The sequence below is a fragment of the Arthrobacter sp. cf158 genome (genome assembly GCF_900106835.1).
GTDB lineage: Bacteria > Actinomycetota > Actinomycetes > Actinomycetales > Micrococcaceae > Arthrobacter.
The window spans coordinates 553,334-576,164 of record NZ_FNNR01000001.1; the positions used below are offsets into that span (position 1 = coordinate 553,334).

Below are 22,831 nucleotides of genomic sequence, written 5' to 3' on the forward strand. Positions count from 1 at the left end.
CCGCCAGTGATCACCACTCTCGCCATCGCCAACTACCGGTCCATCCGGGATCTCGCCATGGACTTGCACGGCCTGGACATCGTGACCGGGGCCAATGGGAGCGGTAAGTCTTCGCTCTACCGCGCCCTGCGGCTGCTGGCCGAGTGCGCCGGAGGCGATTCCGGCAACGTGGTGGGTTCGCTGGCCAGGGACGGCGGATTGTCCTCTACGTTGTGGGCGGGTCCGGAGAGCATCAGCGAGGCCATGCGCCGCGGTGAGGTGCCCCTCCAAGGAACTGTTCGCCGTGAATCCGTGAATCTGAAATTGGGTTACTCCGGGGACGACTTCGGCTATCTGGTGGACCTTGGCATGCCGGTGCCCAGCGGTGCGGGATTCGATGAAGAGACTGGCAGGCCGAGGCCCTCCGCCTTCAGCCTGGACCCTGAAATCAAGCGGGAACAGATATTTTCCGGACCGGTGGCACGGCCGGGCTCGTTGCTGGTGGACCGCAAGGGTAGCCTGGCCAGGCTGCGCGGCAGCAACGGTGAATGGACGGAACTTTCCCGGCGTCTGGACACATACCAGAGCATGCTGACGGAAGTATCGGACCAGGACCGTGCCCCCGAAGTCCTGCGTGTGCGGGATTCGGTGCGTTCCTGGCGGTTCTACGATCACTTCCGCACGGACGCCGAGGCGCCGGCCAGGCAGGCTCAAATCGGCACCCGCACCCCTGTGCTGCACCACAGCGGCAGGGACTTGGCGGCTGCGCTCCAGACATTGCGGGAAGTGGGCTTCGAGCGCCAGTTGGATGCCGCCGTCGATCACGCCTTTCCCGGCAGCCGGTTGGAGATCGCGGTCAACGACGGCCGCTTCAGCGTCGAGTTGCGGCAGCCAGGCATGCTGCGCCCCATGAAAGCGGCCGAACTCTCGGACGGGACCTTGCGGTTCCTGTTGCTTACCGCTGCTTTGCTCACGCCGAGGCCGCCTGAGCTCATGGTCCTGAACGAACCCGAAACCAGCCTCCATGTGGACCTGATGCCGGCACTGGCCGGACTGATAGTCCAAGCCAGTGCCAGCAGTCAGATGATTGTGGTGACCCACTCCGAGGCGCTGCTGAAGGCGCTGCGGGAAAGCGGCGCCGCCCATGAGCATGAGCTCTACAAGGATCTGGGCGAAACCAGGATCAAGGGCCTGGGTTCTCTGGAAGGTCCGTTGTGGAGCTGGCCAAAGCGCTGAAACACGCCTTGTGGTGGGCTGCTTACCGCAGCGAACGACGACGCCGGGCCGGCTCAGTCAGCCACACCGGCTCATACCCTGCGTCGGCGGCATTCAGAGTAGTTCCTGGCGGCACGATCTCATCGATCCTGTCCAGAACGTCACGGGACAAGGTGAGCTTGTCCGCCCCGAGCGCTGCCTCGAGGTGGTCCAGCGTGCGGGGACCGATGATCGCCGACGTCACTGCCGGGTGCTCCAGCACGAAGGCCAAAGCGAGGTGGATCAGTGACAGCCCCGCTTGCTCGGCCAGTTCTGTCAGCTCAAGCACGGCCTTCGTCTTGAGGGCGTTCTCGGGGAGGTTCGGATCATGCCGGGCGGGTTGGCGTCCTGCGCGGCTCGACGGAAGATGGCCACCGTCGGGCTTGATCCGGCCTGACAACCAGCCGCCGGCGAGGGGGCTCCACGGCAGGATCCCCAAGCCGTGCTGCTGCGCCAGCGGCAGCACTTCCCGTTCAGCGCCCCGGGCCAGGATGGAGTACGGCGGCTGTTCGGTGACGGGTCGCTCGCGGTGGCGTTCGCGGGCCACGTACTGGGCTTCGACGATCTGGCCGGGCAGGAACGTGGACGTACCGATGTAGCGGATCTTGCCTTGGGTGACGAGGTCGCTCAGGGCTCCTAGCGTTTCGTCGATGTCCGTATCAGGCTCAGGCCGGTGGACTTGGTAGAGGTCGATCCAATCGGTCTGCAGCCGACGCAGGCTGTCCTCTACTTCGCGGATGATCCAGCGGCGGGAATTGCCGGCTTGGTTCACGTCGTCGCCGAGCCGCCCGTGGACTTTGGTGGCCAGGACAACCTGGTCGCGCCTGCCCTGCAGGGCCTTGCCGACGATTTCCTCCGACTCGCCCTGGGAGTATACGTCAGCCGTGTCCACCAGGTTGATGCCGGCGTCCAGGGCGCGGTGGATGATGCGGATGCTGTCGTCGTGGTCCGGATTCCCGATGGCCCCGAACATCATGGTGCCCAGTGTCAGCTGGCTGACCTTGACCCCTGTCCGTCCCAGATTGCGGTATTCGGTCATTAGAACGCCGATCCGATGGAAGTCAGCTGCTGTGCCGTGGAACCGGAGAAGCGATTCTCCGGCCGGGCCAGCCCGTAGTGCCCACGCAGGGTGGAGGCGGTGTACTCGGTGCGGAACAGGCCGCGCTGCTGGAGGATGGGCACCACCTGGTCCACAAAGATCTCCAGGCCCGACGGGAGAACCGGCGGCATGATGTTGAAGCCATCGGCCGCTCCCGCAAAGAACCAGTCCTGGATGGCATCGGCAACCTGCTCCGGGGTTCCTGAGAAGGTGCGGTGGCCGCGTCCCCCGCCCAGACGGCCGATCAATTGACGCACAGTGAGCTGCTCGCGGCGGGCCAGTTCCACGATCAGCGTGTAGCGGCTCTTAGCTCCCTCAATCTCATCTTCTGAAGGCAGGTCAGGGGGAAGCTGACGGTCCAGGGGGAGGTCCTCGGGCTTCAGGCGCAGAGTCTTGGCGAGCTGTTCACGGGCGTATTCCGGCTTGATCAGTTCGTCGAGTTCGCGCTCAAGCTTCAAGGCTTCGGCCTCCGTGGACCCGATCACCGGGACGATGCCCGGCAGGATCTTGATGCTTTCCGGATCGCGGCCCACGGCGGCGGTGCGGGCCTTCAGGTCTGAGTAGAAGGCTTGGGCATCGGCCAGGGTCTGGTGCGCGGTGAAAACGGCTTCGGCGTACTGGGCTGCCAGCTTCTTGCCGTCTTCCGAGGACCCGGCCTGGACGATCAGCGGGTGGCCCTGTGGGGAGCGGGGGACATTGAGCGGGCCGCGGACCCGGAAGTGCTTGCCCTCGTGTTCAATGGCGCGGATCTTGTTGTCATCACCCCACACGCCTTCGGCCTTATCTGCCAGTACTGCATCGTCTTCCCAGCTGTCCCAGAGCTTCTGGGCCACCTCAATGAACTCAGCGGCGCGCTCATAGCGGACAGCGTGGGCGGGCTGGTCATCCACTCCGAAGTTGCGCGCGGCGTCCGGTCCCGCCGTGGTGACCACGTTCCAACCGGCGCGTCCGCCACTAACCCAGTCCACCGACGCGAAGCGGCGCGCCAGGTTGAAGGGATCGTTGTAAGTGGTTGAGGCGGTGGCGATCAAACCGATGTTCCGGGTAACGGCCGCGATGGCGGTCAGCAGCACCGTGGGCTCCAGCTTCCCGGCGGGACGGCGGCCTACTTCCCCGAACAGGACGGGGGAATCGGCGAAAAAGATGGAGTCGAGCTTGCCGCGCTCGGCTGTGCGGGCAAGGTGTTGGTAGTGCTCCACCTTGGTGGAGGACAGCGGATCGCTTTCCGGGAGCCGCCACGATGCTTCGTGGTGGCCTGTGCTCATGAGGAAGGCGTTGAGGTGCAGGTGGCGCTGGGGTTCAGACATGGATTACTCCTTGATTCAGGTAGGGGGTTCAGGTCAGGGGGTCAGAGGACGTGGTTGGATTCACGCAGCAGCGTGGACGCCGAGGGCGGCGAGCAGTTCACCCCTCAGCGAGGACTGGTCCACGGAGGTTCCTGCCGTGCGTTCCAAGGCGACGCGGCCGTCTTGGAGGACTATGACGCGGTCAGCCAGGGTGATGGCTTCGTCGACGTCGTGGGTCACCAGCAGGACCGCCGGACGATGCGCGGCCACGAGATCCTTCAGGAGGGCGTGCATTTTCAGGCGGGTCAGCGCATCGAGGGCACCGAAAGGTTCGTCGGCAAGGAGAAGCCGCGGCTCACGGACCAGCGACCTCGCGAGTGCCACGCGCTGCTGTTCGCCGCCGGACAGCTCGTGGGGCCACGCCTTTTCGCGGCCGGCGAGTCCCACCTCGGCGAGTGCGCGGCGGCCGCGGGCGTCGGCGTCGTGGTCCCGGAGGCCCAAGGTGACGTTGCCCAGCACGCTGTCCCAGGGCAGGAGGCGGGAGTCCTGGAATACCACCGAAACCTGCTCGGGAACCTTGACCACACCACTGCCGCGGACGTCACGGTCCAAGCCGGCCAGCGCGCGCAGGAGGGTGCTCTTGCCGCAGCCGCTCGGGCCAAGGAGTGCCACGAACTCACCCGGCGCGATATCGAGATCCACTCCGTTGAGGACGCCTTTGGGTCCAAAGCTCCGGATCAGGTTGCGGACGGAGACCTCGTTTGAGGGACCCGCCGACTTCAGCCCGCCAGTGTGCGTTGCCATGACAATGCCTTTCGTTCCAGGAGCCGGACGGCTGCGTCGGACAGCAAGCCAAGGACGCCGTAGACGGCCAGGCCCAGGACGATGATGTTGGTTTGGCCGTAGGTGCGGGCGAGCTCCATCATGTAGCCGATGCCGCTGGTGGAGTTGATCTGTTCCACCACCACCAAGGACACCCAGGCGCCGGTGACGGCGAAGCGGAGTCCCAGGAAGAACCCAGGCAGCGCCCCCGGCAGCACAACCCGGCGGATGAACCCGGCCCGGCTCAAGCCCACAGTCTGTGCCAACTCCACGTAGCGCAGGTCAATGCCGCGGAGTCCGGCGTGGGTCTGGAGGTAGATGGGGACAAACACGCCCAGCGTGATGGTGAGGACTTTCATGGTTTCGTCGATGCCGAACCACAGGATCAGCAACGGGATCAGGGCCAGCCCTGGGATGGCGCGCTTGATCTGCACAGGACCGTCGATCAGCGACTCACCCACCCTGCTCAGTCCGGACAGGACAGCCAGGACGGCGCCCACCACAATCCCGAAGAACAGGCCAAGGCCCGCCCGTTGGGCCGAGATGGCCAGGTTCTCCTGAAGCCGGCCGTCGGCGATTAGCTCGCCTGCCGTGGCCACCACGGTCCACGGCTCAGAGAGGATGCGGGGGTCCAGAAGTCCGGTCGCCGAGGCGACAACCCACAAAAGGATCAGCGCGGCCGGACCCACCAGGCCGGCAAAGCGGCGGCGTTGGCCGGGGCCCAGGCGGCGGCTGGTGGGGCGGACGTCCGGCCGTCCCGTCAGGGCGGGGTCAAGATGAGGCTCGACGGCGGCACCCGGGTGCGTGCCGGCGTCGCCCTTGGTGGAGTCGCCGTTGGTGGAGTCGCCCTGATACGGGGGAGCGGTGACCGTCGTCGCGCGCCGGGCAGCAGTGGTGGTCATGGCTACGCTCCCTTCCCTGAGCCTGAAGCAGCGGCTGCGTACGCCGTGCCGCCGATGGCCTCGAACCTGAGGTCGTACAGCTTGGCGGCGTCCAGCTTGGGCTTCTTCTGCTCGCGGGCCAGGAGATCGATGGTCTGCTGGTGCCGGGCGATGGCTTCGGTCCACGAGGTAGGGAGGTCGCGCTCGCCGGCGGCGTCGATCAGGTACTGGCCGTCTTCAGCGGAAAGCCCTTGGTTCTTGACGTAGTAGCCCTCAAGCCATTCCTTGGGGTGGTCCTGGATCCACCGCTGGGCTTGACCCCAGACGTCCACGTACTGGGCCAGGGCCGCAGCCTTGGCCGGATCATCCAGCACTTTGGCGGGGGAGTAGAGGTGGCCGGGATCGTCCCGGAGACCATGCCGCAGCGTGGTTCCACCGTCGGCGCCGTATTTGGCCAGGTAACGCTTGATCTGGACGCCGCCCAGCGGAGCGGCATCAACCTGCTTGCTGGACAGGGCTGTTGAGTAGGTGTCCCCGGTGCTGGGCAGTTCCACGAGCTTCACGTCGCTTTGCTGGAGGCCGGCCTTTTCGAGGATGCGCAACACCAGCGCACCTTGCGCCTGGCCCGGGCTGTACGCGATCTTCTTGCCGCGCAGGCCTTGTAGGTCCGCGATGCCCGCGCCGGGCGCTACGCCCAGTTCGTACAACGGGTGGTTCACCGCGTCCTGGCGGTAGACGCTGGCGATGATGCGGACATCCAGCCCCGTCCACGTGGCGTGAATGGGCGGAATGTCGGCCACGGAGCCGACGTCCAGGGCGTTGGCCCTAAAGGCTTCCGTGGTGGCCGGGCCGCCGGAAATGTTGGCGAACTTGACCGGGAAGCTGAGCTTCTTGTCCAGCCCGGACAGCTCCAGGGCAACCTGGACGGCGGGATCGCCCACCACCAGAGTGGTGCCCTCAGGGACAGTGGTGGCCAACGGAGCCGTCACTTGCGCTGCCTGGGTGGCGTCACCGCCTGCGGTGGCCGCTCCGCCGCAGGCTGTCAGCAGGCCGAGGGCAGGAATCGCGAGCAGGGCGCCGAGGACATGGCGGCGGTTTGGTGTTGTTGTGGGGAGTTTTTGGGCGCGGGGGAACGCGGATGACATGTCAAGCCTTTCAGGTGCGGGAGGGGCGCTGCCGGTCCGGAGCCAGGGGCGTCGACGGGGCAGCGGTGCAGATCGCTCAGTTCTGAAGGCAGGGCGGACAGCAGGGGTGAGCCTGCGTTGCGCGTGCAGAAAGACCGGACGTAAGCATCGTTCCTCCTGTTCTGTGTGAAGTGAATTCTCAAAGGTGTGATGGCATCAGTGATTCGCCGTGTGGCAACTCAAGCATGCCCGCAACGCCCGGCGCCAGCGTTTCGACATGTCCCCGCAACAGCACGAAACCGGCGTTCACGGCACGCCACAGGACTCAATCCGGCGCCATGGGAGGCAACACAAAAGCAGTCCGGCGGTTGTCCACCTGATCAACACAGTGCCTGTGACCGGCGTCGTGCGGTCAGTTCGTGACTGATAGTTCCGTCACGGAAAGGCGTATTTGGCATTTACCGTGCGTGCGGCGCGACTACCATTGGTAGGTGCTTTCGCCGATTACCGTCCGTCCCGCCCTGCCCGAAGACTACGACGCCGTTGCCCGCATTACGCAGGACTCCTACGTCACCGCGGGGTACTACGGCGACGCCGATCATCCCTACCTGCAGAAGCTCCAGGACGTGGCGGGCCGCGCTGAGCACGCGGAGATCCTGGTGGCAGAGCGCAACGGTGAGGTCATCGGATCCGTGACGGCTGCTCCGGCGGGCGGCGGATTCTCGGACATCGGACTTGAGGATGAATTGGAACTGCGTACCCTTGTGGTGGATCCGGCAGTCCAGCGTTCCGGTGCCGGCCGGGCCTTGGTGCAGGCCGTCGTCGATCAGGCGAAGGCCATGGACGGGATCAACGCCGTATCCCTGACCACGGGCGCCACGTGGGAAAGTGCCAACGCCCTCTACGCCCGCACCGGCTTTGACCGGGCCCCCCACCGTGACTGGTTTGTTCCCGGCACCGACATAAAGCTGTTCGTTTACCGGCTGGACCTGCCGCAGTCATAAAGTTTCCTTCGTAAACGCCGGTCACCGGGCCGCGCGAAACGACAGGAAGGCGCGGCATGCGCAAGACATTCGGCACGGGTTCGGTCTGGGAACAGACACTTGGCTACTCCCGCGCGGTCCAGGTGGACAACACACTTTTCATTTCTGCCACAGCAGCAAGCGGACCCGACGGCATTGTTGGCGATGGCTTCTACTCGCAGACCAAGTACATCCTTGAAAAGCTTGGTGCCGTGCTTGAAGAGGCCGGGTTCTCTTACCAGGATGTTGTCCAGTCCAAGCTGTATCTGACGGACATCAGCAAGTGGGAAGATGCCGGCCGCGCGCACGGCGAAGTTTTTGGCGAGATCCGTCCGACGCTGGCACTGGTCCACGTCCTGCCATTCCTCGATCCCCAGATGTTGGTGGAGATCGAGCTCGTGGCGCAGAAGAGCGCCGGCTAAATTCCGTCGGCGCCCACACCGGACTGCGTATGTACAGTTGAGGCCCTGGAATCGCATGGCGATTCCAGGGCCTCAGCTCTACGTTCGGGCTTGAGGAAGGGAAAGGCTCATCGCTCGTCGTCGAGCGGGTGGGGTACCACGGGCACCGGTGACGTCAGGGGCAGCCCGGCGCGCTGGAGGCGGCGCTTTTTCACCTGCCACAATACGGCCAGCAGCACGAACCAAAGCGGCGTAGCCAAGAATGGCAGTCGGGTGTCCTCCCCGACGAACAGCGTTGTTGCGATGAAGGCGAAAAAGAGCAGAACCGTCCACGGTGCCACCCGGGCCAGGGGCATCCGGAAGCCGGAGGCCGCGTGGCGTTCCGGGAACCGTCGGCGGTAGAGGATGAAGCTCACAATGATCGAGCCCCAGGTAAACAGAACCAGCGTTGCGCAGACGGAGGAGACGAAGGTGAAGGCCGCCACCACGTTGTCCCCGGCGAACAGCAAGGGGATGGCTGCGAACAGGAAAACGCTGGTGAAGAACACCGCCTTGGCGGGCACGCCCCTACTGTTGGTCCATGCGAATCCCCTTGGGGCATGGCCATCCTTGGCCAGCCCGTAGAGCATGCGGGTGCCGGAGTAGAGCCCGGAATTGGCGCTGGAGGCGGCGGATGTAAGCACCACAAGGTTGATGGCGAGGGCGGCGATCCCTAGGCCCGCGTAGGCGAGAGTGGTCACGAAGGGGCTCTTGCCCGGTTCAATCTGGTTCCATGGGGTGATGGTCATGATGATGGTCAGTGCACCGACGTAGAAGACCAGGATCCGTGCCACGATGGAATTGATCGCCCGCGGCAGGTTCTTCCTGGGCGACTCCGTCTCTGCGGCGGCCGTGCCCACCAGCTCGACGCCGATGAAGGAGAAGATTCCCATCTGGAAGCCCAGGATGAAACCGCTGAGGCCGAAGGGAAACATGCCGCCGTGCTCCCAAAGGTGGGAGAGGGACGCGTGCGTGCCGGTATCAGGGTTCTGGAAGCCGGTGAACAGCAGCACCACTCCGGTGGCGATGAGCCCGACGATGGCCACAATCTTCACCACGGCGAACCAGAATTCGGTTTCACCGAAGAACTTTACGGGCTGGAAATTGAGCACGATCAGCACCAGGGCGGCGATGAGCGCAGGAACCCACGTAGGGATGCCGGGGTCCAGATAGGCCACGTATCCGGTGATGGCCACAATGTCGGCCACACACGCCACAACCCACGAGAACCAGTACGTCCAGGAGACAAAGAACCCAGCCCACGGCCCGATCAGGTCTTTGGCGATATCTCCGAAGGTCTTGTAATGCAGGTTGGAAAGCAGCAGCTCGCCCAGGGCACGCATGACGAAGAAGATCATGAAGCCAATGACCAGGTAGACGAAGATTACCGCCGGTCCGGTGACGCTGATCATCTTCCCTGAACCCATGAACAAGCCGGTGCCGATGGCGCCACCGATGGCCATGAGCTGGAGGTGCCGGTTCTTCAGGCCACGTTCGAGTTCGTCGCGGGGGGCATGGGCGATGGTTGATGCGGACATAGTGTCCTCCTGTGGTGGGGATTTCCTTGTTTCCGGGCAGACCGGATCGCGGCACGCAGGTGCGCGCCGTGACGAGCGGGATTCAGCTGTGGTGTGCTTCGATGGAGCGCCGGGGACTTAGCGGGCGACAACCCGGAAGTAGTCCAGCGCGGGATCGTGCGCTCCGCGGACGTAACCGGACGGGGCAGCCGCGGTGCCGCGCAGGAAAGCGATCGACCCCGAACCCAGCACTTCACCGGGTAGTACGTTGGGGATGCCCGGCGGGTAGGCGGCCAGTGAATCCACGGAGATGCGGCCTTCCGCCTCCTGCCAGGGGACGGTCTCCACTGCGCTGAAGAACGCCGCCTGAAGGCCCATACGGCGTTCGCCGGCGGGAGGAAGCGCACGCATCCGCTCCGGCTCGCTCTCCGCCTGGGGCAGTGAGTGCAGCGCCGTCAGGATGCGTTCAACATCGGCCGGTGCCGTGGCGCCCACCAACAGCAGGAGCGCGGCGGGCGTGGCAAGCTCGCAGTAAATACGGTGGTCCCGGATCAGCCGGTACTGCGCATCGGTGCCCGTGATCCCGGCGCCGCGGGTGTCGATCACGATCTTGAAGGGGTCGTTGGCCACGGCATCGGGGCTGGCCAGGATGTCCGGGGTGGCGTCCCGGAAACGGGGGCTGGCGCGCACCGCGGCGCGGATGGCTTCGGCGGATTCCAGGGCCTTGCCGATCATCTCCGGGCCATCCATGACCAGGTGGCGACGGGCCTCGTCCAACGACGCCAGCAACAGCGCGCTGCAGCTGGTGGATTGAAAGGACCGCACCACGCGGTCCACCAGGGATTCCAGTTTCCGGGCATACGGTCCGTGGCCCAAGTGCAGCATGGCGGACTGGGTGAGGGAGCCGGCGCCTTTGTGGGTACTGGAAATGACCAGGTCTGCGCCGGCACGGACGGCATTGACGGGCAGGGCAGGGTGCAAGCCGAAGTGCGACCCCCAGGCCTCATCGACGATCAACGGAACCTCATACCGGTGCGCCACAGCGCTGATCCCGGTGATGTCTGCCACCGCGCCGAAGTAGCTGGGACTGACCACGTAGACGGCAGCGCTGTCCGGATGGGCTGCCAAGGCTTCCTCGACCTGTTCAGCAGTGACTCCGTGCGCGGAGCCGAGCCCGGCGTCGACAGCTCCCTGCACGAAATGCGGCTCCAGGTCCACATGGGTGATGCCGTCGATCACGCTGGAGTGGACACTGCGCTGCACGACGAACTCCCTGCCGAGGGCGCGGACTACCGTTGTGGCGATGTGGTTTCCGCCGGAAGCGCCGTTGGTGAGGAACCAGGTCCTGGATGCCCCCCAGGCTTCGGCGGCGAGGGCTTGGGCCTGCACAAGGGGAGTCTCGCGCCCGGAGGACACGAGCCGCCAGTCATGCTGATCGATGCCGCTGAACAGCATCGGGAAGTCCAGCGCCAGGGCTTCCGGACCTACCAGGGATGCTACCCCGGGTGCGTTGTGGTCCCGCCCTTGGTGGGCGGGGACATGGAGGCGTTGCCAGTCGTGACTGGCCAGGGAACGCAGGGCATCGGCGTACGGGGTGGTGGACTGCAGCGGGGACATGGATTCGGATGCGCCAGCCGCGTCGCGGGCGTCGGAAGGGGAAATCAAGAGCATGACCTGAACGTTAGTCAGTTCACATCATCTAGGGAATATCATGTTTTAGTATCTCCTAACATAGTGAGTATGTGATGATCAATCTCCAGCAACTCAGCGTCCTGCTAGCCATCCGGGAACATGGAAGCCTCACCAAGGCCGCCGAAGCCATGCGCTACGGGGTTCCCACGGTGACCCACCACCTCAATACCCTGGAGCGCCACCTCAATGTGCGCCTTGTGGAACGGGATCGGCGCGGCGCCACTCTAACGCCGCTTGGGACGGCCTTCGCGGAAGAGGCCGCGCAGATCCTGCAAAAGGTGGGCCAAGCGGAGCGGCTCGTCGCAGAACAGCGGGACGCCGGCCTGGTCACCCTGCGCGTGGGAACTTTCGCCTCCATTGGATCCAGGCTGCTGCCCTCGGCTATCGCGGAACTGCAGGAACGCCTGCGGGTGCGCGTTGAGGTCATTGAGGCCGAGCCCACGGAGGTGGTACGGATGCTCTTTGCCGGGGATGTCCACGCCGGCCTCATCTACGAAGCAGCGGACGATCCCGCCTTCGGCTCCGCGGATCTGGCTGTCGTGCCGTTGCTGCTGGAGCCCTACAGGGTGATGCTGTCGCGGAACAGCGTATTGGCTGCGCAGGAGGTGCTGGACTTCGCGCAGCTCGCCGGCGAAGCCTGGATCCACAGCAGGAACGACAATGAGGCCTCGGACCGGGTCTTGAAAAGAGCATTCAGCCTGGTGGGCCATCGGCCGCGTGAACTCATGCGCACGGACGATCTCAACATGATCCATGGGCTCGTGGCGCAGGGACTGGGGCTCGCGCTGAGCACCGAGACCGCCGTTGATACACGTTTCGATGTGACGCTGCGCCCCACCGTCCAGGACCTCGGAAAGCGGAGGGTCTCGTTCATTACCCTGAACCGGCGGGTGCCGCGGGCGGTCACCCTTCTTGAGAAGCTGCTCCGGGAACGGACAGCCGGAAGCGTCCCAGCCTAAGGTTCGCCCTACCTGCGTGGGTCAGCCCGGGACGCCGTAACGGTGTTCCGGGCGGCCCGTGCTTCCGTACCGCAGTTGAATCTCGACGGCGCCATCGTCCGCGAGCGAGGACAGATACCTTTGAGCTGTGGCGCGGGAAACGCCAACCCGCTCGGCGACTTCGGCGGCGGAGTATTGCTCGCCGGGAAGCAACGATTCCAGGACTGCCGCTTCGGTGGCGGACCTGGGCTTGGCGGAAGGGGTCACATCCCCGGGAATCAGGGACCTTTTGGCTCGCTCAATGGTGGTTTGGTCGACGGCGGTCTGCTGCGCCAGAATCCTGCGATAGCGCGCGTAGGACCTCAGCTGCTGGGACAACGACTCGGCGGTGAAGGGCTTCAACATGTAGCCCAAGGCACCGCGCCGCAGGGCAACTTTGATGGATTGGGCATCGGAGGCAGCAGTGAGCATGACGGCATCGACGTCCAGCTGGCCCAACAGGTCCAAGCCCGAGCCGTCCGGCAGATACACGTCCAGCAGCACCAGATCGGGGCGCAGGCTGTGGATCGCTTGCAGTGCTTGGGACACTGAGCCTGCAGGGGCCAGGGCCATGAAACCGGCCACTGAATCCACATAGGCTGCGTGGAGCCTTGCCACGTGGAAGTCATCGTCCACGATCAGCACCCTCAAGTCGTCAGCCACTGCTGTCCTCCCTGCACGTTGAATCGCTCTTTACGCCGGTGGGCTCCGCGGAATCCATGACGCCCGGGATGGTAGCCATGAAGACGGCGCCCGGTCCGCCTTCTGACCCTGGTTCCAGGACGCGGACATCTCCGCCGCGCCGCCGTGCAAGCTGCCGCACCAAAGCCAATCCCAACCCTTGTCCAGCCCCCGAGCGTACCGGTTGTTCCGACGTCGTAAATCCTTCCGCGAAAACCTCTTCCGGTTCCAGGCTCCCCAAACCGTCGCCTGAATCGCCCACCACAATGTGCAGGGTCCCGCCGGTTGTGGTTGCGTCATCCAGCAGCTCAACCTCCACCCAACGTTCCACTGAAGAGCCGGCGACGGCGGCACTCACCGCATTGTCGATCAGGTTGCCCAATACAGTGGTCACGTCCTGGGGATCTGCAACGTGTCCCCGGACCAGGGTTTCGGGCCCAACCCGGAGGGCCACGCCACGCTCGGAAGCTTCCACACCCTTGGCGCCAACAAAGGCCTGCAGGTACGCGTCCTGCAGGAGTTCGGCTTGTTCAACGGGAAACTTCAGCGGCCCCGTGGCTGAAATCCGGGCCAGGTACTCCTTGGCGGAGTCGTGCTGGCCGATGCTCATGAAGCCCGCGATGGTGTGGAGTTGATTGGCGAACTCGTGGCGCTGCGCGCGGAGGGCAGCGGACATGGTTCCTACGGCGTCCAATTGGCGGGTCAGCTGCTGCAGTTCGGTGCGGTCCCGCAGCATGACCACCCAGCCGAGGTCTTCCTTCCGGTGCCAGGCTTTGCGTGCGCTGGCCACCAGGACGCGTCCTCCGGCCACTATTTCCAAGGCTTCCGCGTCGCGTGATGCCGGTTGCGTGAGTTGCTTCAGTTGTTCAGGCACGGCGGCGGTTGCCCAGTCCTGATCAGTGGCATCGGGCATGTCCAACAGCCTCGCAGCCGCAACATTGAACACCGAGATCCGGCCGTCTGCCGCGATGCCGATGACCCCGTCATCCACGCCTTGGAGCACTGCCACTTGGTCGTGGACCAGGGTGCTGATTTCCTCGGGTTCCAAACCAAGAGTGAGGCGCTGCAGGCGGTGGCGGAGCAGGAACGATGCCAGCACGCCCGCCAGGAGTGCGCCGCCCGCGGTGAGGGCAATGGGCACAATGTCGCGGGCCAGACTGTTGCTGAGGGACTCCACGGAATAGCCCACGCTGACTTCGCCCACGATCACCTCGGAACTGTCCGGAGCGTAGACCGGAACTTTCGCCCCGGCGGAAGGCCCCAGCGTTCCCGTGTTGCGGGTGGTGATTTCTTCGCCGCCCAGTGCCACGGAGGGGTCGGTGCTGACCCGTTCACCCAGCCGTGCCGTCTCCGGGTGGGCAAGGCGCAATCCCGTTTCATCCGTGATGACCACGAACAGTGCTCCGGTCCGGATCCGGACGGCTTCGGCCGCTGCTTGCAGGGTGCCGACGGCGAGCACGTCAGGAGGAGGGGTTCCTTCTTCCTTGCTGATGGCTTGGACGCCGGCCCTGATATCTGGATCTGCGGCGACTGTCCTGGCCAAGGTGAGCGCCTGATTCTCGGCTTCGGTGCCGATCCGTTCGTAAACCAGCCAGGCATGAACTGTCCCGCTGAGCAGTACCACCAGCAGGACCACCCCCAACTGGAGGAGGAGGGTCTGGGTGGAGAAACGCATGCTGACCCTGCTGTTTCGCGGCACCTTCGCTCCTTTCCTCCTGATCCATTGAATCACTGAGCACAATGCGCAAAACGTTCGCAACGAGCAGTATTCCCAACAATTCCCCGAAACCCCTGCCAGTGACGGGCGCCACCATATCGTCTGTAGTGCGCATCACACCGACGTGGCGCCATTCACAGTAGTAAGGAGCCGGCCGTGCTGGTTTTGCTTGGATTCGCAATGATTGCGGTATTCATGGTCCTGATCATGACCAAAAAATTGACGCCCGTTCTGGCGCTGATCATCGTTCCCACCGTCTTCGGTTTGTTCGCCGGGGCGGGCCTCGGTATCGGCGACATGGTGATGGATTCCATGAAGTCCATGACATCCACGGCCGCACTCCTCATGTTCGCCATCATCTACTTCGGGCTGATGATCGACGTCGGACTCTTCGACCCCCTGGTGAAGTTCATCCTCCGCAAGCTGGGGAATGATCCCGCCAAGGTTGTCCTCGGTACCGCAATCCTCGCCGCAGCAGTTTCCTTGGACGGTGACGGCTCCACCACGTTCATCCTTACTACTGCTGCGATGCTGCCCGTTTACCTGCGACTCAAGATGAGCCCCGTGGTACTCACCTGTGTGGCCGGCCTCGCCAACGGCACCATGAACATCCTTCCGTGGGGCGGCCCCACGGCCCGCGCGGCCACAGCGCTGCATCTGGACGTCAACGACGTCTTCGTTCCCATGGTCCCCTCGCTCATTGTCGGCCTGATCGTGGTCCTCGTCTTCGCCTGGCTCCTGGGCCTGCAGGAACGCAACCGACTCCGCGCCACCGCTCCCGAAATCTGGGGCGACGTCGCTGATCCTTCTGACGCGTTCGACGGCGGCACTGGCCGCGGTGGTTCCGTCGCCGCCGGTTCGGGCGCAGGTTCCGTCGCCGCCGGTTCGGGCAAGGGTCGCTTCGGTTTCGGCCGCACCGGCACCACCACCACGGGCAAGCCGGGCACCGGTGGAGGATCCGGCGTCGGGGTTCTGGAACGCCCCGAAACCTTCGTGGACGATCACGACACCGCCATGGCTGATACAGCACTGGATCCCAACCGCACCACCTTGCGTCCCAAGCTGTTCTGGTTCAACCTGGGCCTGACCGTAGCTGTCATGGTGGTCCTGGTAGCCAACATCGTTCCGCTGCCGTTCGTGTTCATGGTGGGATCTGCGATCGCCCTGCTGGTCAACTTCCCCAAGGTCAAGGACCAGGGTGCCCAGCTGATTGCGCACGCGCCGTCGATTGTGGCCGTCGTCAGCATGGTCATGGCAGCCGCAGTCCTCACCGGTGTCCTCAACGGCACGGGCATGGTCAAGGCAATGTCTGAGTGGCTGGTCCAGATCATCCCCGCAGACATGGGGCCCTTCATGGCGGTCATCACCGGCCTGCTCAGCATCCCCATGACGTTCTTCATGAGCAACGATGCCTTCTACTTCGGAGTCCTGCCGGTCCTCAGCGAAACCGCTGCGCACTACGGCGTGGACGCCGCGGACATGGCCCGTGCCTCCATTACCGGCCAGCCCTTCCACCTGCAAAGCCCCCTGGTCCCGGCCATCCTGCTGTTGGTCTCCCTCGCCAAGGTGGATCTGGGCGATCACCACAAGAAGGTCCTCTGGCGCACTGCGGTCATCTCGATCGTGATGCTGGCCGTAGGAGTTCTGACCGGAGCCATCGGCATCGGCTAACCCGCGGGGCCGCGCCATAACCCGAGTGCCCGTGGGCGCAAATCGGGCCAGACATCCTCCGCTTGCTCGCTCGTTCCTCGCTTAGACGCAAGCTTCCGGATGCCTGGCCCGATTTGCGTCGAGGGCCCACCGGACGCTTCGGGTTGGCACCCAGATAGACGCCGCAAGTCCACCCAGCCCCTAACCCAACAAAACAAACGAGACAGCAAAGCGCGAATCGTCCGCTTTGCTGTCTCGCTGTTGTTAGGGGCCCGAAGTGGGGTGGGCGCCGAAGGCGAGCACTTTCCACATAGCTCACCCCGGCCGTCCGTGGGCACACCTAGGCCAAGTAGACTGGTTCGGAAAACCATTTGAACTTTGCAGGGGAGATCCATGGCTGCGATCAACCGTGACGACGTCGCGCATCTTGCGCGTCTGGCTCACATTGAAATGAGTGCCGAAGAACTGGACAGGATGGCTGTTGAGCTTGCTGTCATCGTGGATTCGGTGAAGAGCGTGAGTGAAGCTGCGGGGGAGGACGTCCCGGCGACGTCGCACCCGATTCCGTTGACCAACGTGTTCCGTGAGGACGTTGTGGGCCACACGTTCACGGCTGAGCAGGCGTTGTCCGGCGCTCCGGATGCTTTCGAGAACCGTTTCAAGGTCCCGGCAATTTTGGATGAGGACTAATTACTATGACTGAACTGAAGAACGAGCTAATCCGCCACTCCGCTGCCGATCTCGCTGCCAAGCTGGCTGCCCGCGAGGTGACCGCCGTTGAGGTGACGCAGGCGCACCTTGACCGCATTGCCGACGTCGATGGTCAGGTTAATGCCTTCCTGCACGTCAACAGCGAAGAGGCTTTGGCTGTCGCGGCCGAGGTTGATGCTGCCCGTGCCGCCGGTGGTTCCGCTGCCGAGGAACTGCATGCCCTTGCCGGTGTACCGATTGCCGTGAAGGACCTCATCGTCACCATCGGCCAGCCGACCACCGCTGGCTCCAAGATCCTTGAGGGCTGGCACAGCCCGTATGACGCCACCGTGGTGAAGAAGCTCCGCGCGGCCAAGATGCCGATCCTGGGCAAGACCAACCTGGATGAGTTCGCCATGGGTTCCTCTACGGAGCACTCGGCCTATGGCCCCACCCGCAACCCGTGGGACCTGGACCGCATTCCCGGCGGTTCGGGCGGTGGCTCCGCTGCCGCGGTCGCCGCCTTCGAAGCGCCGCTGGCGCTCGGCACGGACACCGGTGGTTCCATCCGCCAGCCCGGTGCTGTCACCGGAACAGTAGGTGTGAAGCCGACCTACGGTGCAGTCTCCCGTTACGGTGCTATTGCCATGGCGTCCTCGCTGGACCAGATCGGCCCGGTGTCCCGCACGGTGCTGGACTCGGCCCTGCTGCAGGAAGTCATTGGCGGCCACGATCCTTTCGACTCCACTTCGTTGACCGATCCTTTCAACAACCTTGTTGCCGCCGCCCGTGTGGGCAACGTGGCGGGTATGAAGATCGGCATCATCAAGGAGCTTCACGGCGAGGGCTACCAGACCGGCGTCGAGAACCGCTTCAATGAGTCCCTTCAGCTGCTGAAGGATGCCGGTGCGGAAATCGTTGAGGTGTCTTGCCCCAACCTGAAATACGCACTGGGTGCTTATTACCTGATCATGCCGTCCGAGGTGTCCAGCAACCTGGCCAAGTTCGACGGCGTCCGGTTCGGTCTGCGCGTCCTGCCCAAGGACGGTCCCATGACCATCGAGCGCGTCATGGGCGCAACCCGTGCCGCCGGTTTCGGTGATGAGGTCAAGCGCCGCATCATCCTTGGCACCTACGCACTGAGCGCCGGCTACTACGACGCTTACTACGGCTCGGCACAGAAGGTCCGCACGCTCATCCAGCGTGACTTCGACGCCGCGTTCGCCCAGGCCGATGTCCTGATCTCTCCCACCGCTCCCACCACGGCGTTCAAGCTGGGGGAGAAGCTGGACGATCCCCTGGCCATGTACCTGAACGACGTCGCCACCATTCCCGCCAACATGGCCGGAATTCCGGGGCTGTCCCTCCCGGGTGGCCTGGCGGATGAAGACGGCCTGCCCGTTGGCATCCAGTTGCTGGCTCCGGCCCGCGAGGATGCCCGCCTGTACCGCGTGGGTGCGGTGCTCGAATCCATCCTTGAAGAGAAGTGGGGTGGACCGATCCTTGCGAAGGCGCCGGATCTGAAAAATGCTGTCCTTGGTGCAGTATCCAACACCGCCGGAGGTTCCAACTAATGTCCGTCGACGCAACCCTGAGCTTCGAAGAGGCCATGGAGAAGTACGATCCCGTCCTGGGGTTCGAGGTCCACGTGGAACTCAACACCAAGACCAAAATGTTCTCCTCCGCGCCGAACGTGTTTGGTGACGAACCGAACACCAACGTCAATGAGGTTGACCTTGGCATGCCCGGCGTCCTGCCGGTGGTGAACAAGACCGCGGTGGAGTCCTCCATCAAGATCGGCCTTGCCCTGAACTGCAAGATCGCCGAGACATGCCGCTTCGCCCGGAAGAACTACTTCTACCCGGACACTCCCAAGAACTTCCAGACCTCGCAGTATGACGAGCCGATCGCGTATGACGGTTACCTGGACATCGAGCTTGAGGATGGCACAGTCTTCCGCGTTGAGATCGAGCGCGCGCATATGGAAGAGGACGCAGGCAAGCTGACCCACATGGGTGGTGCCGCAGGCCGCATCCAAGGTGCCGACTATTCCCTGGTGGACTACAACCGTTCCGGTGTTCCGCTGGTTGAGATTGTCACCAAGCCGATCGAGGGCGCCGGCAGCCGCGCGCCGGAGCTGGCCAAGGCCTACGTCGCAGCGGTCCGCGAGATCGTCAAGAACCTCGGTGTTTCCGATGCCAAGATGGAGCGCGGCAACGTCCGTTGCGACGCCAACGTTTCCCTGCGCCCGCACGGCCGGGAACGTTTCGGCATTCGTTCGGAAACCAAGAACGTGAACTCGTTGCGCGCAGTTGAGCACGCCGTCCGTTACGAAATCCAGCGGCACGCCGCGGTCTTGGACTCCGGCGAGCCGGTCATCCAGGAAACGCGCCACTGGCACGAGGACACGCGTTCGACGACGTCGGGCCGGCCCAAGTCCGACGCCGACGATTACCGCTACTTCCCGGAGCCGGACCTGGTTCCGGTCGTGGCCTCGCGTGAGTGGGTGGAGGAGCTCCGCGCCACCCTTCCCGAGCCGCCGGCCGAACGCCGCAAGCGCCTCAAGGAAGCCTGGGGCTACTCGGATCTGGAATTCCGCGACGTGGTCAACGCCGGTGTGATGGATTCCATTGAGGAAACCATTGCGGCTGGTGCCTCCGCTGACGTTGCCCGCAAGTGGTGGATGGGCGAGATCGTGGGCCGGGCCAAGGTTGCAGACGTCGATCCTTCCGAACTCGGTGTCACACCGCAGGTCATCGTAGAGCTGAACAAACTCGTCGAAGACGGCAAGATCAACAACAAGATGGCCACCCAGGTCCTGGACGGCGTCCTCGCCGGTGAAGGCACGCCGGCGGAGATCGTCGAGAAGCGCGGCCTTGCCGTGGTGTCCGACGACGGTCCCCTCCTGGAAGCCATCGACGCCGCGCTGGCCGCACAGCCGGATGTCGCGGAGAAGATCCGTGGCGGCAAGGTCCAGGCCATCGGTGCCATTGTTGGCGGTGTCATGAAGGCCACCCGTGGCCAGGCTGACGCGGGCCGCGTCCGCGAACTCATCCTGGAGAAGCTCGGCGTCGAGGGCTAAACGCCAGCTTGTTTCCCATCAAAGTAGGCCGCAGTTATTACTGCGGCCTGCTTTGTTTTGGGCGCACAATGGATGCATGGCCACTCTTACACCGGGCCTTCGTAAGGTCTTAATCGCTGGCGGGATCGCCGTCGCATTGACCGGCGGCGGGGCCGCCGCTGTGTGGGCGGGCACCCAGCCCAGCCCGACGCCGTCGGGCACTTCTGCCTCGCCCAGTCCGTCTGCGTCCGGAATGGCAAAGTCCGTGGAGGGGCGTGGTCAGGCCATCCACGGCGAGCACGTGGTCAAGCAACAGGACGGCACCTTCCGTACCGTGGTTACGCAGACCGGAACCATCGAGTCGGTGAGCAGTTCCGAGGTGACGGTGAAGAGCGAGGATGGCTTTACCCAGCGCTATGCCATTACAGCCGACACCCGCATCGCGAAACTCCCCACCAACGTCTCCGAGCTGAGGAACGGCAGGGGGAAGCCCTCCCTGCCGTCAGCAACGGCCGCTGACCTGACATCCGGCGATGCCGTCCGGCTGAGCGGTACCAAGGACGGCGATACCGTGACCGCAACAAGAATCGTGTCGGGTGAACTGCCGGCCGGCCTCGTGGGCGGACACGGACATCGCGGGCACGGACCCAAGTAGGCAACCGGGCCACAGCTGAGTTACAGGGCCACTGTCCTGAAGCCCAGGTTGGCGCTGGCGGAGTCAGGGGTGTTGGAGCTCCGGGCAGCCAGCCGGTACCGGTTGCAGTAGGAATCGTGGCACAGATACGAGCCTCCCCGCATGACCCTCCCGCGTCCGATCGTGGGGCCTTGCGGGTCTTCCACGGTTCCTGCAGTGAGGCACGTTGTGTAGTACTTGGGCAGGAACCAGTCACTGCACCATTCCCACACGTTTCCGCTGGTTTGGTAGAGCCCGTAGCCGTTGGGGGCGAAGGACATGACGGGCGCGGTGGTGAGGTAGCCGTCGTCGAGGTCGTTACGTGCAGGGAACTCGCCCTGCCAGATGTTGCAATTGTGGGCAGTTGTCCCCGGCGCGTTGTTGTGCAGCTCGTTGCCCCAGGGGTAGCGCTGTCCCGGGAGCCCGCCGCGGGCCGCGTATTCCCACTCGGCTTCGGTGGGGAGGCGGCGGCCCGCCCATGCGCAATACGCCAGGGCATCGTTGTACGACACGTGGGTCACCGGATGATCCGGAATGTCAGTCCAGTGGGAGAGGGGGCCGGCCGGGTGCGCCCAATCGGCGCCCCGCACGTTGAGCCACCACGGAACGTTGGAGACACGGTTCAGGATCTGATGCTTTTCAGCTTTGACGGCCAGATGGAACACCGCTGAGGTTCCGTAGAGCTCTGATTCGGTGCGATGGCCGGTGGCCTCCACAAAGGCGGCAAACGATTCGTTGGTTACTGTGGTGGCGCTGATCCTGAAGCCGGTGACCCGTACTTGATGCACCGGTGACTCGCCATCGGCCGCGTATCCCTCGTTGAAGGGGTCGCCCATGGCGAAGGTGCCACCAGGGACGGGGACATCGTTGGCAGGGGCTGCTGGTGCCGGGCCGTTCGCCGCACGCGCCCCGTGGGCCCCTTGCGTGGAACGTTCGACGGCGGTGCGCGGCTCGAGTGGGGCGTTCGCCTCGAGCGGGGTGACGCGTCGCTCTTCCGGGCTGCAGCAGTCAGCCATATCTACCTTCCGGCCGGAGTTTTCCTCCATCTTAGCGTCGGCGCCCAGACACCAGCGGTGATGAAAACTGATTTCTATGGTCAGTTTCGATCATGATCTTGCAAAAAGAGATGGCCGTCACTTATGGTTTGTTAAACGGTTAACGAGCGTGGCCTGAATCACATTGATGGTTTTGGCTCAGCACCTGAGGAGACAGCATGAACTCGACGACGGAACAGGCTCCGGCATTGCCCGAAGCTCGCCGAGTCCCGGCCCCGGCAGGAAAAGCCTCCGGGTCCGGTCCGAAGAAGGGGAAGAGGAACAAGGTCCCGCAGCAGAGCTTCCGGTCCCGTCTGCGACGCGACAAGCAGATGCTCCTCATGATGGTCCCGGGCATTGCCTTCCTGCTGCTCTTCTTCTACATCCCCATCCTGGGCAACGTCATCGCGTTCCAGGATTACCAGCCCTACCTCGGCATCGGGGACAGCCTGTGGGTTGGCTGGCAGAACTTTGTGGACCTGTTCGGAAACCCTGACTTCATCCACGCCTTCTGGAACACGCTGTACCTCGCGGCTTGGCAACTTGTCTTCCTGTTCCCGGTGCCCCTGGTACTGGCGTTGATCGTTGACTCACTGGTCAGCAACCGGGTCCGCAAGATCTTCCAGAGCATCGCCTACCTGCCGCACTTCCTGTCCTGGGTTTTGGTGATCGCTTTCTTCCAGCAGATGTTGGGTGGCGCAGGATTCGTCAACAACCTGCTCAGGGACTGGGGAATGGATCCCATCCCGTTCATGACCAATCCCGAGTCGTTCCCGGTCATGGTGGTGGTCCAGATGATCTGGAAGGACGCCGGCTGGGCCATGATCATCTTCCTGGCGGCCCTTGCCAGCATCGACGCCTCGCTCTACGAAGCAGCTGCGGCTGACGGAGCAGGGCGCTGGCGCAGAATGTGGCACATCACCCTTCCCGGGCTGCGTCCTGTGATCGTCCTGCTCCTGATCCTGCGCATCGGCGACATCCTTTCCGTCGGCTTTGAGCAGTTCATCCTGCAGCGCGACGCCGTGGGAGCCGGAGCTGCGGAAGTCCTGGACACCTTCACCTACTACACCGGCGTAGTAGGAGGCGGCTGGAGCTCCGGCGCAGCGGCCGGCCTGGCGAAGGGCGTGGTGAGCGCCCTGCTGATCTACGGCGCCAACAAACTTGCCCACCGCTTCGGCGAAGACGGAATCTTCGCAAAACAAGTGCGCTGAAAGCCACGCTGACCCGCGCGC

The 22,831-nt window shown here is 64.2% G+C and carries 20 protein-coding genes; 10 read left to right on the plus strand and 10 right to left on the minus strand.

Annotated elements, in window-relative coordinates:
• Window positions 1-6 precede the first annotated feature (6 nt).
• Window positions 7-1,215: an AAA family ATPase gene (locus BLW08_RS02425; RefSeq protein WP_091323163.1), complete on the plus strand. Its 1,209-nt coding sequence runs from the start codon at window positions 7-9 to the stop codon at window positions 1,213-1,215.
• Window positions 1,216-1,237: 22 nt separating this feature from the next.
• On the opposite strand, the gene BLW08_RS02430 is transcribed toward BLW08_RS02425, so the two are convergent.
• Genes BLW08_RS02430 through BLW08_RS02450 form a run of 5 tightly spaced genes read right to left on the minus strand, consistent with a single transcriptional unit; the run spans window position 1,238 to window position 6,466 of the window.
• Window positions 1,238-2,272, minus strand: coding sequence for an aldo/keto reductase (locus tag BLW08_RS02430; protein WP_091323165.1), 1,035 nt, complete (start codon window positions 2,270-2,272; stop codon window positions 1,238-1,240).
• Complete coding sequence (locus tag BLW08_RS02435; protein WP_091323167.1) at window positions 2,272-3,639, minus strand: LLM class flavin-dependent oxidoreductase; 1,368 nt, start codon at window positions 3,637-3,639, stop codon at window positions 2,272-2,274. Before BLW08_RS02435 ends, BLW08_RS02430 begins: the two co-directional genes overlap by 1 nt.
• 60 nt (window positions 3,640-3,699) lie before the next feature.
• Complete coding sequence (locus BLW08_RS02440; RefSeq protein ID WP_091323169.1) at window positions 3,700-4,422, minus strand: ABC transporter ATP-binding protein; 723 nt, start codon at window positions 4,420-4,422, stop codon at window positions 3,700-3,702.
• Window positions 4,398-5,342: an ABC transporter permease gene (locus tag BLW08_RS02445; RefSeq protein WP_091323171.1), complete on the minus strand. Its 945-nt coding sequence runs from the start codon at window positions 5,340-5,342 to the stop codon at window positions 4,398-4,400. The genes BLW08_RS02440 and BLW08_RS02445 overlap by 25 nt, the downstream gene beginning before the upstream one ends.
• Before the next feature lie 2 nt (window positions 5,343-5,344).
• Window positions 5,345-6,466: an ABC transporter substrate-binding protein gene (locus tag BLW08_RS02450; protein ID WP_091323173.1), complete on the minus strand. Its 1,122-nt coding sequence runs from the start codon at window positions 6,464-6,466 to the stop codon at window positions 5,345-5,347.
• A 470-nt stretch (window positions 6,467-6,936) separates the two neighbouring features.
• Between BLW08_RS02450 and BLW08_RS02455 the strand changes: the two genes are divergently transcribed.
• Window positions 6,937-7,449 carry a GNAT family N-acetyltransferase gene (locus BLW08_RS02455; RefSeq protein ID WP_090819483.1) on the plus strand — a complete coding sequence of 171 codons (513 nt, stop codon included), beginning with the start codon at window positions 6,937-6,939 and terminating at the stop codon, window positions 7,447-7,449.
• A gap of 56 nt (window positions 7,450-7,505) precedes the next feature.
• Window positions 7,506-7,889 (plus strand): RidA family protein, encoded by a 384-nt coding sequence (locus tag BLW08_RS02460; RefSeq protein ID WP_090819480.1) that lies wholly within the window; start codon window positions 7,506-7,508, stop codon window positions 7,887-7,889.
• Between the two features lie 107 nt (window positions 7,890-7,996).
• Here BLW08_RS02460 and BLW08_RS02465 read toward each other — a convergent pair whose 3' ends face one another.
• Both BLW08_RS02465 and BLW08_RS02470 read right to left on the minus strand, forming a co-directional pair.
• Window positions 7,997-9,445, minus strand: coding sequence for an amino acid permease (locus BLW08_RS02465; protein WP_091323176.1), 1,449 nt, complete (start codon window positions 9,443-9,445; stop codon window positions 7,997-7,999).
• A 117-nt stretch (window positions 9,446-9,562) separates the two neighbouring features.
• Complete coding sequence (locus BLW08_RS02470) at window positions 9,563-11,095, minus strand: aminotransferase class I/II-fold pyridoxal phosphate-dependent enzyme (RefSeq protein WP_091323178.1); 1,533 nt, start codon at window positions 11,093-11,095, stop codon at window positions 9,563-9,565.
• Window positions 11,096-11,169: 74 nt separating this feature from the next.
• Between BLW08_RS02470 and BLW08_RS02475 the strand changes: the two genes are divergently transcribed.
• Window positions 11,170-12,075, plus strand: coding sequence for a LysR family transcriptional regulator (locus BLW08_RS02475; RefSeq protein ID WP_091323180.1), 906 nt, complete (start codon window positions 11,170-11,172; stop codon window positions 12,073-12,075).
• Between the two features lie 21 nt (window positions 12,076-12,096).
• Here BLW08_RS02475 and BLW08_RS02480 read toward each other — a convergent pair whose 3' ends face one another.
• Together BLW08_RS02480 and BLW08_RS02485 are read right to left on the minus strand one after the other, a co-directional pair.
• Entirely contained in the window at window positions 12,097-12,756 is a 660-nt protein-coding gene (locus tag BLW08_RS02480) for a response regulator (RefSeq protein WP_090819410.1), read from the minus strand.
• Entirely contained in the window at window positions 12,749-14,449 is a 1,701-nt protein-coding gene (locus BLW08_RS02485) for a sensor histidine kinase (RefSeq protein WP_091323182.1), read from the minus strand. The genes BLW08_RS02480 and BLW08_RS02485 overlap by 8 nt, the downstream gene beginning before the upstream one ends.
• Window positions 14,450-14,647: 198 nt before the next feature.
• Here BLW08_RS02485 and BLW08_RS02490 point away from each other — a divergent pair, with 198 nt between their 5' ends.
• The 5 genes from BLW08_RS02490 to BLW08_RS02510 all read left to right on the plus strand — a co-directional run bounded on the left by BLW08_RS02490 (window position 14,648) and on the right by BLW08_RS02510 (window position 20,547).
• The gene (locus BLW08_RS02490) at window positions 14,648-16,162 is read left to right on the plus strand and encodes a CitMHS family transporter (RefSeq protein WP_091323184.1); all 1,515 of its coding nucleotides are present in this window, start codon (window positions 14,648-14,650) and stop codon (window positions 16,160-16,162) included.
• 372 nt (window positions 16,163-16,534) lie between these two features.
• A complete protein-coding gene (gene gatC / locus BLW08_RS02495) occupies window positions 16,535-16,831 on the plus strand; it encodes an Asp-tRNA(Asn)/Glu-tRNA(Gln) amidotransferase subunit GatC (protein WP_062067300.1) in 297 nt (98 codons plus the stop codon).
• Window positions 16,832-16,836: 5 nt separating this feature from the next.
• On the plus strand, window positions 16,837-18,405 hold the full coding sequence (gene gatA / locus BLW08_RS02500) for an Asp-tRNA(Asn)/Glu-tRNA(Gln) amidotransferase subunit GatA (RefSeq protein WP_090819401.1): 1,569 nt from the start codon (window positions 16,837-16,839) through the stop codon (window positions 18,403-18,405).
• Window positions 18,405-19,913 carry an Asp-tRNA(Asn)/Glu-tRNA(Gln) amidotransferase subunit GatB gene (gene gatB, locus BLW08_RS02505; RefSeq protein WP_091323187.1) on the plus strand — a complete coding sequence of 503 codons (1,509 nt, stop codon included), beginning with the start codon at window positions 18,405-18,407 and terminating at the stop codon, window positions 19,911-19,913. Before gatA ends, gatB begins: the two co-directional genes overlap by 1 nt.
• Before the next feature lie 76 nt (window positions 19,914-19,989).
• Window positions 19,990-20,547 (plus strand): hypothetical protein, encoded by a 558-nt coding sequence (locus BLW08_RS02510; protein ID WP_090819395.1) that lies wholly within the window; start codon window positions 19,990-19,992, stop codon window positions 20,545-20,547.
• A gap of 20 nt (window positions 20,548-20,567) precedes the next feature.
• On the opposite strand, the gene BLW08_RS02515 is transcribed toward BLW08_RS02510, so the two are convergent.
• Window positions 20,568-21,611 (minus strand): formylglycine-generating enzyme family protein, encoded by a 1,044-nt coding sequence (locus BLW08_RS02515; protein WP_254779630.1) that lies wholly within the window; start codon window positions 21,609-21,611, stop codon window positions 20,568-20,570.
• A gap of 167 nt (window positions 21,612-21,778) precedes the next feature.
• On the opposite strand from BLW08_RS02515, the gene BLW08_RS02520 reads away from it, so the two are divergent.
• Window positions 21,779-22,810 carry an ABC transporter permease gene (locus tag BLW08_RS02520; RefSeq protein ID WP_091323191.1) on the plus strand — a complete coding sequence of 344 codons (1,032 nt, stop codon included), beginning with the start codon at window positions 21,779-21,781 and terminating at the stop codon, window positions 22,808-22,810.
• Window positions 22,811-22,831: the final 21 nt, after the last annotated feature.